General features: G+C 66.5%; 15 protein-coding genes. 10 read left to right on the forward strand and 5 right to left on the reverse strand.

Translation table 11 applies throughout. The features are described 5' to 3' along the window. Positions 1 to 102: 102 nt before the first annotated feature. The 10 genes from AC1PPL_RS04215 (at position 103) to narI (ending at position 13,462) form a co-directional block, all read left to right on the forward strand. Positions 103 to 1,818 carry a DUF4153 domain-containing protein gene (locus tag AC1PPL_RS04215; RefSeq protein WP_479972716.1) on the forward strand — a complete coding sequence of 572 codons (1,716 nt, stop codon included), beginning with the start codon at positions 103 to 105 and terminating at the stop codon, positions 1,816 to 1,818. 139 nt (positions 1,819 to 1,957) lie between these two features. After that, positions 1,958 to 2,737, forward strand: a complete 780-nt coding sequence (locus tag AC1PPL_RS04220; RefSeq protein WP_103737430.1) for a pyridoxine 5'-phosphate synthase — start codon at positions 1,958 to 1,960, stop codon at positions 2,735 to 2,737. Between the two features lie 51 nt (positions 2,738 to 2,788). Continuing rightward, positions 2,789 to 3,181, forward strand: coding sequence for a holo-ACP synthase (gene acpS, locus AC1PPL_RS04225; protein WP_011806383.1), 393 nt, complete (start codon positions 2,789 to 2,791; stop codon positions 3,179 to 3,181). Positions 3,182 to 3,248: 67 nt separating this feature from the next. Further along, on the forward strand, positions 3,249 to 4,340 hold the full coding sequence (gene nagZ, locus AC1PPL_RS04230; protein WP_479972717.1) for a beta-N-acetylhexosaminidase: 1,092 nt from the start codon (positions 3,249 to 3,251) through the stop codon (positions 4,338 to 4,340). A gap of 14 nt (positions 4,341 to 4,354) precedes the next feature. Continuing rightward, on the forward strand, positions 4,355 to 5,407 hold the full coding sequence (locus AC1PPL_RS04235) for a 6-phosphofructokinase (protein ID WP_479972718.1): 1,053 nt from the start codon (positions 4,355 to 4,357) through the stop codon (positions 5,405 to 5,407). Positions 5,408 to 5,647: 240 nt separating this feature from the next. Continuing rightward, complete coding sequence (locus AC1PPL_RS04240; RefSeq protein ID WP_479972719.1) at positions 5,648 to 6,007, forward strand: carboxymuconolactone decarboxylase family protein; 360 nt, start codon at positions 5,648 to 5,650, stop codon at positions 6,005 to 6,007. A gap of 621 nt (positions 6,008 to 6,628) precedes the next feature. After that, entirely contained in the window at positions 6,629 to 10,435 is a 3,807-nt protein-coding gene (locus AC1PPL_RS04245; RefSeq protein WP_479972720.1) for a nitrate reductase subunit alpha, read from the forward strand. Next, positions 10,432 to 11,955 (forward strand): nitrate reductase subunit beta, encoded by a 1,524-nt coding sequence (narH, locus tag AC1PPL_RS04250; protein ID WP_479972721.1) that lies wholly within the window; start codon positions 10,432 to 10,434, stop codon positions 11,953 to 11,955. Before AC1PPL_RS04245 ends, narH begins: the two co-directional genes overlap by 4 nt. A gap of 2 nt (positions 11,956 to 11,957) precedes the next feature. Further along, positions 11,958 to 12,686 (forward strand): nitrate reductase molybdenum cofactor assembly chaperone, encoded by a 729-nt coding sequence (narJ, locus tag AC1PPL_RS04255; protein WP_479972722.1) that lies wholly within the window; start codon positions 11,958 to 11,960, stop codon positions 12,684 to 12,686. Then, positions 12,683 to 13,462 (forward strand): respiratory nitrate reductase subunit gamma, encoded by a 780-nt coding sequence (gene narI, locus AC1PPL_RS04260; protein ID WP_479972723.1) that lies wholly within the window; start codon positions 12,683 to 12,685, stop codon positions 13,460 to 13,462. The genes narJ and narI overlap by 4 nt, the downstream gene beginning before the upstream one ends. A gap of 301 nt (positions 13,463 to 13,763) precedes the next feature. Here narI and AC1PPL_RS04265 read toward each other — a convergent pair whose 3' ends face one another. The 5 genes from AC1PPL_RS04265 to livH form a co-directional block, all read right to left on the reverse strand. Next, positions 13,764 to 14,030: a hypothetical protein gene (locus AC1PPL_RS04265; RefSeq protein ID WP_479972724.1), complete on the reverse strand. Its 267-nt coding sequence runs from the start codon at positions 14,028 to 14,030 to the stop codon at positions 13,764 to 13,766. A gap of 328 nt (positions 14,031 to 14,358) precedes the next feature. Continuing rightward, entirely contained in the window at positions 14,359 to 15,072 is a 714-nt protein-coding gene (locus AC1PPL_RS04270) for an ABC transporter ATP-binding protein (RefSeq protein ID WP_011806378.1), read from the reverse strand. Further along, a complete protein-coding gene (livG, locus tag AC1PPL_RS04275) occupies positions 15,072 to 15,839 on the reverse strand; it encodes a high-affinity branched-chain amino acid ABC transporter ATP-binding protein LivG (RefSeq protein ID WP_015913961.1) in 768 nt (255 codons plus the stop codon). Before livG ends, AC1PPL_RS04270 begins: the two co-directional genes overlap by 1 nt. Further along, entirely contained in the window at positions 15,836 to 17,077 is a 1,242-nt protein-coding gene (locus AC1PPL_RS04280; protein ID WP_011806376.1) for a high-affinity branched-chain amino acid ABC transporter permease LivM, read from the reverse strand. The genes livG and AC1PPL_RS04280 overlap by 4 nt, the downstream gene beginning before the upstream one ends. After that, the gene (gene livH, locus AC1PPL_RS04285) at positions 17,077 to 18,003 is read right to left on the reverse strand and encodes a high-affinity branched-chain amino acid ABC transporter permease LivH (RefSeq protein WP_011806375.1); all 927 of its coding nucleotides are present in this window, start codon (positions 18,001 to 18,003) and stop codon (positions 17,077 to 17,079) included. The genes AC1PPL_RS04280 and livH overlap by 1 nt, the downstream gene beginning before the upstream one ends. Positions 18,004 to 18,033: the final 30 nt, after the last annotated feature.

Raw genomic sequence — 18,033 nt, forward strand, 5'->3', positions numbered from 1 at the left:
CGGCGCCCGATGTGCCGTGCAGACGGGCCAGTCCGCGAGAATCGCTTCCGCGATGGGTTTGAGGGCAGCTTCTGAAACACAGACGACGGGAGGGAACAGGGCATGGAGCATGGCAGGGCAAGAGGGTGGATGATCGGCTGGGCGATCGCGCAGGGCGCCGCATTGTGGGCGTTGCACGGGCTGCTGCCGAAGGGCAACGCTGCTGTGCTGTGGCCGCTCTACGCCGTGGTGCTGGCGGTGCCGCCGACCCTGCAACTGCTGGCCGCGCACCGTGCACGCCGCCTGCTGTGGGTGCACGCGGCGGCCCTGGCCATGGTGTTCGCCGCGGCCGCGGCTTATGCAGGCCATGCCTCGCTGGGTGAGAACCGCGGCCGCGCCGCCATGGCCCTGGGGGTGCTGCTGTCCTGCAGCTGGTTCGTGCTGCTGCCTTTTGCCGAGCAACGCCTGGCCAGCGGCACCTGGGCGCGCGACTACGCCCGGCTCTTCGCCACGGCCTGGCGCCATGCCTTTCAGTTGCTGTTGGCGGGCCTGTTCGCGGGGTTGTTCTGGGCCCTGCTGTTCCTGCTGGCCGGGCTGTTCAAAGTGCTGGGCGTGTCGCTATTTCTGGACACATTCACCAGCCGCCCGTTCGTCTACATGGCCACCCCGACGGCGTTCAGCATAGGGTTGTCGCTGTACGCGGCGCGGGAAGAAGCGTTGGCGGGTTTCTGGCGTTCGATGCTCCAGGTGCTGGGCTGGCTGTTGCCGCTGGCCTGCCTGATCGCTTTGCTGTTCCTCGTGGCGCTGCCGGTGCGCGGCCTGGCACCGCTGTGGAAGACTGGGCACGCCACGGCGCTTATGCTCGGTCTCATGGCGTGGCTGGTGTTTCTGTTCAACGTGGCCTGGAGCGACGGCCGGGCAGAAAGCCAGCGCTTCGGCCCCGGGCTGCAGCGCTTTTGCGCGGCCGGCCTGCTGGCAATGCCCGTGTATGCCGCGCTGTGCGCCTATGCGCTGGGACTGCGGGTGGCGCAGTACGGCTGGAGCGCGGACCGCGTCTGGGCCGCGCTGGCCGTGGCCCTGATGGCGGTCTACGCCGTCGGGTATGCGGTGGCCGCACTGCGGCGCGGTGCGCCGTGGATGGCGCTGGCGCGGCGGGTGAACGTGGCGGCGGCCTGGCTGGCTGTTGCGCTGGCCTTGTTGACCTGTACGCCCGTGCTGGACCCGGCGCGCATCGCTGTCGCCAGCCAGCTGGCGCGCCTGCAGGCGCAACGCGTGGACGTGCAGGCCTTCGACTTCCGCTACCTGCGCTGGGACGCGGGCCGGGCCGGTCGCGCGGCGTTGGAGCAGTTGGCGCAGGAGCAGAGCCACCCCCAGGCCGCGCAGATCCGGGAACAGGCCCAGGCGGCCCAGCAGGACACGCACCGGTACGCGCGGGGCCGTGGAGCGCCTGTTTGGACCGCCGAGACCCTGCGCGCCCGGTTGCAGCCGTTTCCCGCCGACGCGGCGCCCGATGCCGCATGGCTTGAATTCCTGCTCACCCAGCTGCGGGGGAACCAGCTGTCGCTGACCTGCACCGAAGCCGCGCCCTGTCCCGTGCTGCGCATCGACCTGGACGGTGACGGGCAGGCGGAGCAGGTGCTGCTCAGCGGCTATGCGAGCCAGGTGTTCGCGCGGGACGGTGCGCAGTGGCGGACGGTGGGGCGTCTGCAGGGCAACCTCCGGCATGTGCAGGGCGCGCGGGCCGGGCAGTGGGTGGAGCAGGGCGTCCAGACCCAGCCGCCCCGTTGGCACGACTTGGTGATCGGCGGCGAGCGCTACTCGGTGCGCGAGACGGACTGAGGTGGCCCGGCGGCATTGCGCAGGCGCTCCGGCGCGGCCGCAACCCACGCCGCCGCGCGCCGCGGCCTTGCGCAGCGTCGTCCCCGCCCCCGTCGCAGATTGCTATATTGCCTAGCTTCACGCCACCGCTTCGCATCCCATGACCACCTCCCACGCGCGCACCGCCCTCTCCGTGAACGTCAACAAAGTGGCGCTGGTGCGCAACACGCGCCATCTGGGCATTCCCAGCGTGCTGCGCGCCGCGCAGCTGTGCCTGGAGGCGGGGGCGCAGGGCATCACCGTCCATCCGCGCCCCGACGAGCGGCACATCCGTGCACACGATGTGTACCAACTGGCCGAGCTGCTCAAGCAATGGCCGCAGGCCGAGTACAACATCGAGGGCAACCCCACGCACAACCTGATGGAGTTCATCCGCCAGGTGCGCCCGCACCAGGCCACCTTCGTGCCCGACAGCCAGGACCAGTTCACCAGCGACCACGGCTGGAGCTTTCCGCAAGATGCCGAGCGCCTGGCGCCCCTGATTGCCGAATGCCGGCAGTTGGGCGTGCGCGTGAGCCTGTTCATGGACCCCGTGCCCGAGCAGATGGCCGCCGCGCGCGCCGTGGGGGCCGACCGCGTGGAGCTGTACACCGAGCCTTACGCCGCCGCCTGGGGCACGCCGCAGCAGGCTGCGCAACTGGAGCGCTACCGTGCTGCCGCCCAGGCCGCTCTGGATGTCGGCCTGGGGGTGAACGCGGGCCACGACCTCAGCCGCGACAACCTGGCGGACTTCCTGGCCCACGTGCCCGGCGTGCTGGAGGTGTCCATCGGCCATGCGCTGATCGCCGATGCGCTGGAGTTGGGCTACGGCGACACCGTGCGCGCCTACCAGCGCTGCATCGCCCAGGGCATGACGGAGCGGGGACTCCTGAAACCATAGCTGCTGGCGCTTGTTGGATAAGCGCTAGAGACCTATTTGACTCATAACCCCATGATCTACGGCATCGGTACCGACATCTGCGACGTGCGCCGCATCCGCGCCAGCCTGGCGCGCCATGGCGATCGCTTCGCCGAAAAGGTGCTGGCCGATGGCGAGCTGGCCACCTGGCGCGCGCGCTCGGCACGCTGGCCCGAGCGCGGCGTGCGCTACCTGGCCACGCGCTTTTCTGCCAAGGAGGCGTTCAGCAAGGCCATCGGCTTGGGGCTGCACATGCCCATGACCTGGCGGCACTGCGAGGTGGCCAACCTGCCCAGCGGGCAGCCCACAATCGTGCTGCACGGCGCGCTGCAGGACTGGTTTGCCGCGCGCGGCCTGCGCTGCCACCTGAGCGTGACCGACGAGAGCGACTACGCCGCCAGCTTCTGCGTGGTCGAGAAAGATTGAAGCCAAATCAGCCCGCAGCGCTTGTGTGGCAAGCGCTGGTAGCTATCAAAATGAAAGCATGCAACCCATGACAGAACACGCACCCCTCATCATCGACGTGGCCGGCACGCAGCTCACCGCCACCGATCGCCAGCGCTTGGCCCACCCGCTCGTGGGCGGCGTGATCCTGTTCGCGCGCAACTGGGAGCACCGCGCGCAGTTGCTGGAACTCACCGCCGCCATCAAGGCCGTGCGGGGCGACCTGCTGATCTGCGTGGACCATGAGGGCGGTCGCGTGCAGCGCTTCAAGACCGATGGCTTCACGCACATCCCGCCCATGCGTGCCTTCGGCGAACTGTGGATGGACGACGGCAAGGGCAGCAAGCACCGCGAAGGCAGCGGCGCCCTGCGCGCCATGGACGCCGCCACGGCGGCGGGCTACCTGCTGGGCAGCGAGCTGCGCGCCTGCGGCGTGGACTTCTCCTTCACGCCGGTGCTCGACCTGGACTACGGCGCCAGCGGCGTGATCGGTGACCGGGCCTTTGCCCGCGACCCGCGCGTGGTCGCCATGCTGGCGCGCGCGCTCATGCAGGGCCTGCTGCAGGCCGGCATGGCCAATTGCGGCAAGCACTTCCCGGGCCACGGCTTCGTAGCGGCCGATTCGCACACCGAGATTCCGGTCGACCGCCGCAGCCTCACGGCGATCCTGGCCGACGACGCGGCGCCGTACCCGTGGCTGTCCACGGTGCTCACCAGTGTGATGCCCGCGCATGTGATCTATCCCAAGGTGGATAACCGCCCGGCGGGCTTCTCCACCAAGTGGCTGCAGGACATCCTGCGCGGACGGCTGCGCTTTGACGGCGCCATCTTCAGCGACGACCTGAGCATGGAAGGCGCGCGCCGTCTCGATGGCGAGGTGGTCAGCTACACCGACGCCGGTGTGGCCGCGCTCAATGCCGGCTGCGACCTGGTGCTGCTGTGCAACCAGAGCCTGGGCGGCGGCGCGGCGGTGGACGAACTCATTGATGGCCTGGCCTCCGCGCAGGCCGCGGGCCGCTGGCAGGCCAGCGGTGCGAGCGAGGCGCGCCGCCTGGCCCTGCTGCCCGAGACACTGCCCCAGCCGTGGGACGACCTCATGGTGCAGCCAGCGTACATGCACGCGCTGGACCTGCTGCCTTAAAACGGGTGGCGGCGATGCGTGTCGGCGTACTCACCGGCGGGGGCGACTGCCCGGGGCTGAACGCGGTGATCCGCGCGGTCACCAAGTCGCTGATCCACCACGGACACTGCGAGGTACTGGGCATCGAAGACGGCTTCGAGGGCCTGATGGGCGAAGCGTCGCGCGCGCGGCTGCTCACCTGGGACCAGGTCTCGGGCATCGTGCACATGGGCGGCACCATCCTGGGCACGAGCAACAGCGCCAACCCGCTAAAGGACGAAGCGACGCTGGCCCAGGTGGAGCGCAACGTGCGCGCGCTGGGCCTGGACGTGGTGGTGGCCATTGGCGGCGACGGCACCATGAGCCTGGCCCATGGCCTGGCGCGGATCGGGCTGCAATGCGTGGGCGTGCCCAAGACCATCGACAACGACATCGCGCTGTGTGAGCGCAGCTTCGGCTTTGACACCGCCGTGGCCACGGCCACCGACGCGATGCGCCGCATCGAGAGCACGGCCTACAGCCACCACCGCGTCATGATCGTCGAGACCATGGGCCGCCATGCGGGCTGGCTGGCCCTAGAGAGCGGCATTGCCGCCGCGGCCGACGTGATCCTGCTGCCCGAGATCGACTACGACCTGCAGCCCATCATCGAGCGCTGCCGTCGGCGCGAGCAGCGCCAGCGTTACACCATCATCTGCATCGGCGAAGGCGCCAAGGAGCGTGGCGCCGGCCTCACGGTACGCGAGCAGGTGGTCCACAGCCCCGACCCGGTCCGCCTGGGTGGCGTGGGCCATGTGCTGCGCCAGCGGCTGCAGCCGCACCTGCAAAGCGAGGTGCGCACCACCGTGCTGGGCCATGTGCAGCGAGGGGGCGACCCGACCGCATTCGATCGTGTGCTGGCCACGCGCTTCGGTCACCGGGCGGCGCAACTGGTGATCGATGGCCAGTTCGGCCACATGGTCACGCTACAGGGCGGGCACATCGCCAGTGTCCCCATCGCCCAGGTGGCCAACACCCAGCGCAAGGTGCCGCTGGACCATGAACTGATCGCCATGGCGCGGGCGATCGACGTGTGCCTGGGGGAGTAGATATGCCGGTTGTGCTTCATGTTTAGGAGCTGCTTGCGCTTGATGTGCAAGGCTTAGAGGCAAATTCGATTCGCATTTTGTCCTGCATGCCAATGCGGTCTTATGGCCGTGCCGGCCGGGCGTCCTGCCGCGCATCTGCGACGATCAGGGCTGGCCGGCACGCCGGGCCAGCCAGCGGTAGCCCATCGCTGGCGCTGGGTTTTTTGCCGGACAGGCATCGGGAGCCGTATGCGTGAACGAGTGAATCTTGGAAAGAGCGCCCCCGCGCTGTATCAGGCGGTGGTGGAGTTGGACCGGTTGGCGTCCGAGGCTGCGGCACAGGCCGGCATCGCGACGGGGTTCGCGCACCTCCTGCGCCTGCGGGCATCCCAGCTCAACCAGTGCGCCTTCTGTGTCAGGCTGCACGCACGGGACGCGCTGGCCAGCCAGGAGAGCGGCGACCGCATTGCGGTGCTGCCCGCGTGGCGTGAGACCGATTACTTCAGCCCGAAGGAGCGCGCCGCTCTGGAACTGGTGGAAGCCGTCACCTTGGTCGCGGACGGGCAGGTGCCGATGCCGTTTACGCACAAGCAGCAGGCGTCTTGTCCAAGGAGGAGATAGCCGCCGTTGAATGGCTGGCGGTGGTCATCAACGCCTGGAACCGGATCGCCATCTCCAGCCGCTACCCCGTCAGGGCCTGACGGCGGCGTGCCGCCGCAGCGGCCCATGCTCTTACGTAAAGTCCGCCGCACGGTGGGCGCCGGACAAGCGCGCGGCGGTCTCGCCGGGGGGCCTGACACCGGCGGAGCTTCGGCATGAGTGCTCCTGTTTAAGGAGCTGATTGCGCTTATCCAGTGGGAGTTTCAAGCCTCCTGGGCTTATTTTTCGGCATGCCGCTCTTCACGGCGGCAGCGCGTCACGTCGTGTATCCGCCCCTTGTGCCGCCGGCTTTCATGTGACGCCCTCCCGGACCGCGGCATGCGCACGGTGGCATTGGCAGGCGCCAGTTCTCAAGCCCCTGTCCTACGCGCGAGCCCGGTGTGGGTGCTTAGCGTCACAACCCTTCCTCTGCCGTATTCCTCCGCAATACGGATACGGCACACCATGGACGCTCGTGCGGACGACACGCCCTGCGGGTGCGGGCATGGCTGGATGGGGAAGAACGTCCACACGAATCAGGTGTGCCTGAACGCACTCACCGTGCCTTTGGCACGAATGAGCCGCACGATAAGGAGCCCTTCGATGAGCCATTTCCTCGATCGCCTGACGTACTTCACCCAGCCGCGCGAGTTCTTTGCCGATGGCCACGGCCACGTCACGGGCGAGGACCGGACCTGGGAGGATGCCTACCGCAACCGCTGGGCGCACGACAAGATCGTGCGCTCCACCCACGGCGTGAACTGTACGGGCAGCTGTTCCTGGAAGATCTACGTAAAGGGCGGCATCGTCACCTGGGAAACCCAGCAGACCGACTACCCGCGCACGCGACCCGACATGCCCAACCACGAGCCGCGTGGCTGCGCCCGCGGCGCCAGCTACAGCTGGTATCTGTACAGCGCCAATCGCGTGAAATACCCCATGGTGCGTGCCCGCCTGCTGCGTGCCTGGCGTGCGGCCCGCCAGACCATGCGGCCCGTGGAGGCTTGGGCGTTCGTCGTCGGCAACGAGGAGGCTCGCCAGGACTACCAGCGCATGCGGGGTTTGGGGGGCTTTGCCCGCTCGACCTGGGACGAAGTGAACGAGATCATCGCGGCGGCGAACGTGTACACCATCAAGCGCTACGGACCGGACCGCATCATCGGCTTCTCGCCCATCCCGGCCATGTCGATGATCAGCTACGCGGCGGGCTCGCGCTACCTCAGCTTGATCGGCGGCGTGTGCATGAGCTTCTACGACTGGTACTGCGACCTGCCGCCCGCCAGCCCGCAGGTGTGGGGCGAGCAGACCGATGTGCCCGAGTCCGCTGACTGGTACAACTCGGGCTTTCTGATCGCCTGGGGCTCCAACGTGCCGCAGACGCGCACGCCGGATGCGCACTTCTTCACCGAGGTGCGCTACAAGGGCACGACGACGGTCGCCATCACCCCCGACTACTCCGAAGTCGCCAAGCTGGCCGACATCTGGATGAACCCCAAGCAGGGTACCGATGCCGCCGTGGCCATGGCCATGGGGCATGTGATCCTGAAAGAGTTCTACTTTCCCGACCAGGGCGAGAGGAGCCGCTACTTCGACGACTACGTGCGACGCTACACCGACATGCCCATGCTGGTCATGCTCAAGGAGCAAGTGCTGCAGAGCGGCGAGACCGTGATGGTGCCCGACCGCTATGTGCGCGCGTCGGACTTCGACGGTGCGCTGGGTCAGGCCAACAACCCGGAGTGGAAGACCGTCGCGCTGGACGAGGCCGGCCGCGTTGTCGTGCCGCGGGGTGCCATCGGGTTCCGCTGGGGGCCCGAAGGGCATGTGGACCAGGGGCAGTGGAACCTGGAGGCCAAGGAGGCGCAGGAAGGCCGTGATGTCACGCTGCGCCTGTCGCTGCTGGAGGACACACCAGCGGCCTCGGTCACCACGGCACGCGTGGGGTTCCCGTACTTCGGGGCCGCAACCACGGAGCACTTCACCCCCAACGTGCAGCCCGACGTGCTGGTGCGCACGGTGCCGGTGCAAAGCCTGACGCTGGGCGGGCGCAGCGTGCAGGTGGCCACCGTGTTCGACCTGCAGGTGGCGCACTACGGCATCGCGCGTGGGCTGCCGGGCGAGATGGCCGCGCGCAGCTTCGATGACGACACGCCCTTCACCCCCGCCTGGCAGGAAAAAATCACCGGTACGCCGCGCGCACAGGTGATCGCGGTGGCGCGCCAGTTTGCCGAGAACGCGGACAAGACCCACGGCAAGTCCATGGTGATCATTGGTGCGGCCATGAACCACTGGTACCACAGCGACATGAACTACCGCGGTGTGGTCAACATGCTCATGATGTGCGGCTGCATTGGCAAGAGCGGTGGCGGTTGGGCGCACTACGTGGGCCAGGAGAAGCTGCGGCCGCACACCGGCTGGGCGGCGCTGGCCTTCGCGCTGGACTGGATCCGCCCGCCGCGCCAGATGAACGGCACCAGCTTTTTCTATGCGCAGACCGACCAGTGGCGCTACGAGAAGCTGGGCATCGAAGAGGTGCTGTCGCCGCTGGCGGACAAGTCCCAGTACGGCGGCAGCATGATCGACTACAACGTGCGTGCCGAGCGCATGGGCTGGCTACCATCGGCTCCGCAGCTCCAGACCAACCCGCTGCAAGTGGCGCGGGACGCGGCGGCCAAGGGCATGGACCCCAAGGACTACGTGGTGCAGTCGCTGCAGGACGGCACCTTGCGTATGAGCTGCGAGGACCCGGACCATCCTGACAACTGGCCGCGCAACATGTTCGTGTGGCGTTCCAACATCCTGGGCAGCTCGGGCAAGGGGCATGAGTACTTCCTCAAGCATTTGCTGGGCACCAGCAGCGGCGTGCAGGGCAAGGACCTGGGCGCGCAGGATGCCAGACCCAGCGAAGTGGTCTGGCACGACAAGGCGCCTGAGGGCAAGCTGGACCTGCTGGTGACGTTGGACTTCCGCATGAGCACGACCTGCCTGTATTCGGACATCGTGCTGCCCACGGCCACCTGGTACGAGAAGAACGACCTCAACACCAGCGACATGCACCCCTTCATCCACCCGCTGTCCACGGCCGTGGACCCGGGCTGGCAATCGCGCAGCGATTGGGACATTTACAAGGGATTCGCCCAGAAATTCAGCGAAGTCTGCGCGGGCCACCTGGGCGTGGAGCGCGACGTGGTGCTGTCGCCGCTGATGCACGACACCCCGGCCGAGTTGGCACAGCCCTTTGGCGTATCGGAATGGGCACGCGGTGAGTGCGAGCTGGTCCCCGGCAAGACCGGGCCGCAGATCACGGTGGCTGTGCGCGACTACCCCAATGTCTTTCAGCGCTTCACGGCTCTGGGCCCTCTCATGGGCAAGCTGGGCAATGGCAGCAAGGGCATCGCCTGGGACATGCAGGAGGAAGTGGAGCAGCTTGGCGAACTCAACGGCACGGTGGTGGAGGAGGGCGCCACCCGGGGCATGCCGCGCATCGACAGCGACGTCGATGCCTGCGAGACCGTGCTGCTGCTGGCCCCCGAGACCAACGGTCACGTGGCCGTGAAGGCATGGGCTGCCCTGGAAAAGCAGACCGGCCGCCAGCATGTGCACCTGGCCCTGCACCGCGAGGACGAGAAAATCCGCTTTCGCGACATCCAGGCGCAGCCGCGCAAGATCATCAGCTCGCCCACCTGGAGCGGGCTGGAGAGCGAAAAGGTCAGCTACAACGCCGGCTACACCAACGTGCATGAGCTGATCCCGTGGCGCACCCTCACCGGTCGCCAGCAGTTCTACCTGGACCATCCGTGGATGCAGGCGTTTGGCGAAGGCTTCAGCAACTACCGGCCGCCCGTGGACCTGAAGTCCACGGCAGGCATGCAGGGCATCAAGCCCAACGGCAATCCCGAGATCGCGCTGAACTTCATCACCCCCCACCAGAAGTGGGGCATTCACAGCACATATACCGACAACCTGCTCATGCTCACGTTGAGCCGGGGCGGCCCTTGTGTGTGGATGAACGAGGAGGATGCGCGCTCCGTGGGCATCGCGGACAACGACTGGATCGAGCTGTTCAACCTCAACGGCGCCATTGCCGCGCGCGCCATCGTGAGCCAGCGCGTGAAGCCCGGCATGGTCATGATGTACCACGCGCAGGAGAAGATCGTGAACACGCCCGGCTCCGAGATCACGGGCATGCGCGGCGGCATCCACAACTCCGTGACGCGCGTCGTGCTCAAGCCCACGCACATGATCGGCGGCTACGTGCAGTTCAGCTACGCCTTCAACTACTACGGCACCGTGGGCACCAACCGCGACGAGTTCGTGGTGGTGCGCAAGATGAACCGCATCGACTGGCTGGACACCCCCGTGGCTGCTCAGCTCATCAAGCCCACGCTCGACCAGGGAGAAACCGCATGAGAATCCGCGCGCAAATCGGCATGGTGCTGAACCTGGACAAGTGCATCGGCTGCCACACCTGTTCCGTCACCTGCAAGAACGTCTGGACTAGCCGTCCCGGCATGGAGTTCGCCTGGTTCAACAACGTGGAAAGCAAACCGGGCATCGGCTACCCCAAGGACTGGGAGAACCAGGACCGCTGGAACGGCGGCTGGGAGCGGCGTGCGGACGGCAGCATCCAGCCGCGTCAGGGGGTCAAGTGGAAGATGCTGATGCGCATCTTCGCCAACCCCAACCTGCCGCAGATCGACGATTACTACGAGCCGTTCACCTTCGACTATGCGCACCTGCAGTCCGCGCCGGAAATGCGTGCCGCGCCCACGGCACGCGCGCGCAGCCTGATCACGGGCCAACAGATGGACAAGATCGAGTGGGGACCGAACTGGGAAGAGATCCTGGGTGGCGAGTTCAGCAAGCGCAGCATGGACAAGAACTTCGAGGACATGCAAAAACAGATGTACGCGGAGTATGAGAACACCTTCATGCTGTACCTGCCGCGCTTGTGCGAACACTGCCTGAACCCGTCCTGCGTGGCGTCGTGCCCCTCGGGCTCGATCTACAAGCGTGAGGAAGACGGCATCGTGTTGATCGACCAGGACAAGTGCCGCGGCTGGCGCATGTGCGTCTCAGGCTGCCCCTACAAGAAGATTTACTACAACTGGAAGAGTGGCAAGGCGGAAAAATGCATCTTCTGCTTTCCGCGCATCGAGGCGGGCCAGCCTACGGTGTGTTCGGAGACCTGCGTGGGTCGCATCCGCTACCTGGGCGTGCTGCTGTATGACGCCGACCGCATCCAGGAAGCCGCGAGCGTGGAGCGTGACCGCGACCTGTACGAGGCACAGCTGGATATCTTCCTGGACCCCAACGACCCTGAAGTGATCCGGCAGGCGCAGATCGACGGCATTCCCGACAGCTGGATGCATGCCGCGCGCAAGAGCCCCGTCTACAAGATGGCAGTGCAATGGAAGGTGGCCCTGCCGCTGCATCCGGAGTTCCGTACGCTGCCCATGGTCTGGTACGTGCCGCCGCTGTCCCCCATCAGTGCCGCCGCGAACGCGGGGCAGTTGGGCGTGGGGGGCCATATCCCGGACGTGAGCCAGTTGCGTATCCCTGTGCAGTATCTGGCCAACCTGCTCACCGCCGGCGATACCGCCCCCGTGGTGAGGGCGCTGGAGAGGATGCTGGCCATGCGTTCCTACCAGCGCAGCAAGCACATCGACCGGCGCCAGGATCTGGACGTGTTGCAACAGGTCGGCCTGACGCAGCAGGAGGTCGAGGAGATGTACCACGTGATGGCAATTGCCAACTACGAGGACCGCTTCGTGATCCCGACAGCGCACCGCGAGTACGCGGAAAACGCCTTCAACGTGCGCGGGGGCTGCGGCTTCAGCTTCGGCAACGGCTGCTCCGACGGCGTCAGCAACGTGAGCCTGTTCGGGGTGGAAAAGCGCCGCACCATTCCCATCAAGGCGGAGATCTGAGCATGCCCACACCTCAGGAAGACCCCACCACCGCCGCTGCGCGCGCGGCCAGGCGCCCGGGGGCCATCACGCTGCGCGTGCTGTCGGCGCTGCTCACCTACCCCGACACTGCCTTGCGCAGGCATTACGCCGAGTTCGGTGCACTGCTGGCGGCCGACGGTGTGCTGTCGCGCAGCCGCCGCGGCGAGATCGCTACGTTCGTGCAGCAGCTGCTGCGCATGGACGCGCTGGATGCGGAGTCCGCCTACGTGGAGCTTTTTGACCGAGGGCGCGCCACGTCGCTGCACCTGTTCGAGCATGTGCACGGCGACTCGCGCGACCGCGGCCAGGCCATGGTCGACCTGGGCGACACCTACGCCAAGGCTGGGTTGCTGCTCAACGAGGGCGAGCTACCCGACTACCTTCCGGCGGTGCTGGAATTCGCGTCCACCCAGCCCGCGCAGGGGGCCAAGGCATTCCTGGACGAAATCGCGCATTTGCTCAATGCCCTCCTTGCGGCGCTGCGCGAACGCCACAGCGGTTATGCCTGCGTGGTCGCGGCGCTGCTGGACATTGCCGGGCACAAGGCCCAGGCCGTTCCCATCACCACCGAGGCGCCGCTGGATGAAGACTGGCGCGAACCCCCTGCCTTTGACGGTTGCTCCACCGCGGGTCAGGCGCGCCCTGGCGACCCCCAACCCGTGCACATCGTGCGCAGGCAACCATCCCCGTCCCGAGGAGCCAACCCATGACCACGCTGCACGGCTTTCTGTTCCAGGTCTATCCCTACGTCTGCTTCGCGGTGTTCCTCATCGGGAGCCTGATCCGCTTCGACCAGAACCAATACAGCTGGAAGAGCGACTCGTCGCAGATGCTGCGCTCGGGCTTGCTCAAGTGGGGCAGCAACCTGTTTCACTACAGCATCCTGTTCCTGTTCTTCGGCCACATGGTGGGGCTGTTCACGCCGCATTCGGTATACGGCATCTTCATGAGCGCCTCGACCAAGCAACTGCTGGCCGTGTCTGCGGGGGGCGTAGCCGGCGCGCTGTGCTTCGTGGGGCTGAGCATGCTGCTGTACCGCCGGGTGTTCGATCCGCGCATCCGCTACACCAGCCACACCACGGACATCGCCGTGCTGGTCGTGCTCTGGGTGCAGCTGACCCTTGGCCTGATCACGCTGCCGCAATCGCTGCGGCATGCCGACGGCAGCGCCATGCTGATCCTGGCCGACTGGGCGCAGCGCATCGTGACGCTGCGGCCTGTGGATTCGAGCGCCATCGCAGCGCTGCACTGGTCCTTCCAGGTGCACATCGTCCTGGGCGTGACCATCTTCCTGCTGTTCCCGTTCAGCCGTCTGGTGCACGTGTGGAGCGGGTTCGCCGCCATCGCGTTCCTGTGGCGGCCGCACCAGGTGGTGCGCTCCCGTCGGCTCAACGTACCGCCCGGGCAGAACCTGCCGGGACAGGCGAGCGGCGTGCCCTCGCCTACGGTAGGGGGCGCGATCGACAACCCCTCGGCGTCACGGTGAGCGCCGTGATTTATACGCCACACACCTGCTTCAGTGGCTGCACCTGAGGCGCCGCGGCGCAACGCTTGAGGCGTTGTGGAATGGCTTGATGCCGGGATTGCTGGGTAAGAAGAGGGAGGAAGCCGGCGTCACGGAGTTGTGCTCTGGGTGCCAAGCGAGCGGTGGGCCGTAATCGGCCGCGCTGATGGGGAGGGGAAACCGTTCGGGGAATTTCTAGACGGATCGGCAGGTGGCAGCGATGGCGACTGCCGGCAGGTGCCGAGGGCGCTCCCGCGCCCAGGCACCCCGGGGGCTACCACATTCAGCGATCCTGCTGGTTCTGCTTGCCGCCCATTTGGTTGGGGCTCTGCTGGCTCTGCAATTTCTGCTGATCACGCTGATCCTGCGGGTTCAGGTTCTGCTGCCGGCTCGGATCCTGCTGGCCTTGTTGGCCCTGCTGTTGGTTCTGTTGGTTCTGCTGGTTTTGCTGGTTCTGCTGGTTCTGCTGGTTCTGCTGGTTTTGCTGGTTTTGCTGGTTTTGCTGCTGTTGTTGTTGCTGATCCTGGGTTTGGTTGCCTTGCTGTGCCATGGTCGTTCTCCAAAGAGGTGGACAGGCGGGATTGCCTGCAGATCCATTGAAATGGTCGCGTACAGGGAAACAGGTCAGCGGTTTCCTACTGCGTGGTAGGAGGCACGCTACTGCGGCGGCCATTCTTTGGGCTGCGACGTGGGGCAGTCCCGGCACTTGCCACGGGAAACGCGGGGGCCTCAGCACCGCACGCGTTGCAAAGCAGGGCGCGCTTGTCGTTCAGGTGGAATCTGAAGGAAATATGATTCCAAGCCTTATGGAGTAACCGCGAGCAGCTATCAAAAGAAAAGCGGCCTGTAGGCCGCTTTCGTGTCGCACCAGCTTTGCGTCAAGCGCCCAGATAGGCCTTGCGCACGTCCGCATTGGTGAGCAGAGCGGCGCCTGTGTCCTCCAGCACCACGCGGCCGTTTTCCAGCACGTAGCCGCGGTCGGCGATCTGCAGGGCGCGGTTGGCGTTCTGCTCCACCAGAAACACGGTCACGCCCTCGGCACGGATGGCCTGAATGATCTCGAAGATCTGCGCAATGATCAGCGGCGCCAGGCCCAGCGTGGGCTCGTCCAGCAGCAGCAGGCGGGGCTTGCTCATCAGCGCGCGGCCGATGGCCAGCATCTGCTGCTCGCCACCTGACATGGTGCCGGCACGCTGCGCTGCGCGGTCCTTTAGGCGCGGAAACAGCTTGAACACGTGTTCCATGCCCTCCTCAATGGCAGCGCCGTCCTGGAAGAAGCCGCCCATCTTCAGGTTCTCGACCACGGTCAGGTTCGAGAAGATGCGGCGTCCCTCGGGCGAGACGGCGATGCCCTTGCGCATGATGAGGTGCGTGGGTTGCTGGGTGATGTCCTCGCCCTCGAAGCGCACGGTACCGCCGCTGGCGCGCGGCGTGCCGCACAGGGTCATGAGCAGCGAGGTCTTGCCCGCGCCATTGGAGCCGATCAGTGAGACGATTTCGCCCTGGTTCACGTGCAGGCTCACGCCATTCACTGCGCAGATCGCGCCGTAGTGCGTGGACAGGTTTTCTACTTGCAGCATGGGCTGGGCCATCACGCTTCCCCCAGATAGGCCTTGATGACCCGTTCGTCGTTGCGGATGGCGTCGGGCGTGCCCATGGCGATGGGTTTGCCGTATTCCATGACCAGGATGCGCTCGGAAACGCCCATCACCAGCCCCATGTCGTGCTCGATGAGCAGCACCGTCACGCCGTACTGGCGGCGCAACTGATCGATCAGCGCCTGCAGGTCCTTCTTCTCCTGCGGATTCAGGCCCGCGGCGGGCTCGTCCAGCATGAGCAGGCGCGGCTTGGTGATCATGCAGCGCGCGATCTCCAGGCGGCGCTGGTGTCCGTAGGCCAGGTTGCCTGCCTCGCGGTTCACGAACTCGCGCAGGCCCATGACGTCCAGCCAGTGCATGGCTTGATCGATCTTCTCGGCCTCGCTCCGGCGGTAGCGTGCGGTGTTGAACAGGCCCGCCAGCAGCGGCGCCTGCGACTGGTGGTGCTGGGCCACCAGCAGGTTCTCCAGCACCGTCATGCCCTTGAACAGGCGCACGTTCTGGAACGTGCGCACCACGCCCTGGCGCGCGACCTGGTGGCTGGTGTAGCCCGCAATGGCCTGGCCCTGCAGCGCGATCTGGCCGCTGCTGGGCTGGTAGAAGCCGCTGATGCAGTTGAACACCGTGGTCTTGCCCGCACCGTTGGGGCCGATGATGGCAAACACCTCCTGCGGTTTCACGTCGAAGGCCACATGGTCCACCGCCAGCAGGCCGCCGAAGCGCATGCACAGGTCCTTGACCTCAAGCAGGGGAGCGCTCATGCGGGCACCTCCACATGGTGGCGTTTCATGGGCAGCAGGCCCTGCGGGCGCCACACCATCATCAGGATCATGACCAGGCCGAAGATCAGCATGCGGTACTCGGAGAATTCGCGTGCCAGCTCGGGCAACACGGTAAGGATGATGGCCGCCACGATCACGCCCAACTGCGAGCCCATGCCGCCCAGCACCACGATGGCCAGGATCAGCGCAGACTCGATGAAGGTGAACGACTCGGGGTTCACGATGCCCTGGCGCGCCGCGAAGAACGCGCCGCCGAAGCCCGCGAACATGGCGCCCAGCGTGAAGGCCGAGAGCTTGATCTTCATGGGGTTCAGGCCCAGCGACCGGCAGGCGATCTCGTCCTCGCGCAGTGCCTCCCAGGCGCGGCCGATGGGCATGCGGATCAGGCGGTTGCTGATGAACAGCGTGACCACCGCGAGCAGCAGCGCCATCAGGTACAGGGCGATCACCATGTGCAGGGAGTTGAACTCCATCCCGAAGAACTGGTGGAAGGTGGTGCCGCCCTCCACGGTGGGCGAGCGCGTCATCTCCAGGCCCAGCACGGACGGCTTGGGAATGCTGGAGATGCCGTCCGGTCCGCCCGTCCAGTCGGTCAGGTTGACCAGCAACAGCCGGATGATTTCGCCAAAGCCCAGCGTCACGATGGCCAGATAGTCACCCCGCAGGCGCAGCACTGGAAAGCCCAGCACGAAGCCGAACAGCGCCGCCGCCGCGCCGGCCAGGGGAAGGGCTTCCCAGAAGCTCCAGCCGGCCCAGTGGAACAGCAGCGCATAGGTGTAGGCACCCACGGCATAGAAGCCCACGAAGCCCAGGTCCAACAGGCCGGCGAAGCCCACCACGATGTTCAGGCCGAGGCCCAGCATCACGTAGATCATGGCCAGCGTGGCGATGTCCACCGCGTTGCGGCCGGCGAAGAACGGCCACGATGCCGCGATCATCAGCGCCACGAAGATCAGCACCTTGCGCTGGCCCGGCGCCGCCTGAGGCAGGCTGGGCAGCGACAGCTTGGGCAGCCGCGCGCCCAGCAGCGGGCGCAGCAGCTGCACCACGAACACGGCGAGGCACCCCCACAGCAGCGTGCGCCACTCGGGCACGATGATGGTGCGCGTGCCCGCGCGCTCCAGGTGCAGCGTGAAGATGGGCAGTACCACGATGGCCGCCAGAAAGGTGGCGATCAGCGCGTTCTTGAGATGGGAAGAAAAACCGGTGGCGTGCATCAGACTTTCTCCACTTCAGGCTTGCCCAGCAGGCCCGTGGGGCGCACCAGCAGGATGAGCACCAGCAGGCCGAAGGCCACGATGTCCTTGTACTCCGACGAGATGTAGGCGGCGGCGAAGGTCTCGGCCACGCCCAGGATCACCCCGCCCAGCATGGCGCCGGGAATGGAGCCGATGCCCCCGAGGACGGCCGCCGTGAACGCCTTGATGCCGGCGATGAACCCGATGAAGGGGTTGAGCTTGCCCACGGCGAGCGCGATCAGCACGCCGCCCACGGCCGCCAGCATGGCGCCCAGGATGAAGGTGAACGAGATCACGCGGTTGGTGTCGATGCCCAGCAGGTTGGCCATGTGCATGTCCTGCGAGCAGGCGCGCGAGGCGCGGCCCATGCGCGAGTGCTGGATGTACAGCGTGAGCGCAATCATCAGCACCACCGCCACGGCGATGATGAGGATGCGCGAGTAGGGCACGTAGACCTCGAAGCCGCCTTCGCTGCCAAAGCGCAGCGCGCCGGGGATCAGCGAGGGCACGGCCATGTCGCGCGCGCCCTGGCCCAGCGCCACCCAGTTCTGCAGGAAGATGGACATGCCGATGGCCGAGATCAGCGCCACCAGGCGCGGGCTGCTGCGCAGCGGCTTGTAGGCCACCTGCTCCACCACGAAGCCGTAGACGCCCGTGATGGCCACCGCTACCACCAGCATCAGGGCGATGATCGCCCACACCGGCAGACCACTCTGCACGCCGACGGCCGACAGCGTGACCAGGCCGATGTAGGCGCCGATCATGTAGATGTCGCCATGGGCGAAGTTGATCATTCCGATGATGCCGTAGACCATCGTGTAGCCGATCGCGATCAGCGCGTAGATGGCGCCCAGCGAAAGACCATTGAACAGCTGTTGTACCAGCTGGGGTATGAGATCAGACATGCATGCCACCCCTCAACAGGAAAAGGCCCC

The sequence above is a fragment of the Diaphorobacter sp. B2A2W2 genome, assembly GCF_056730635.1.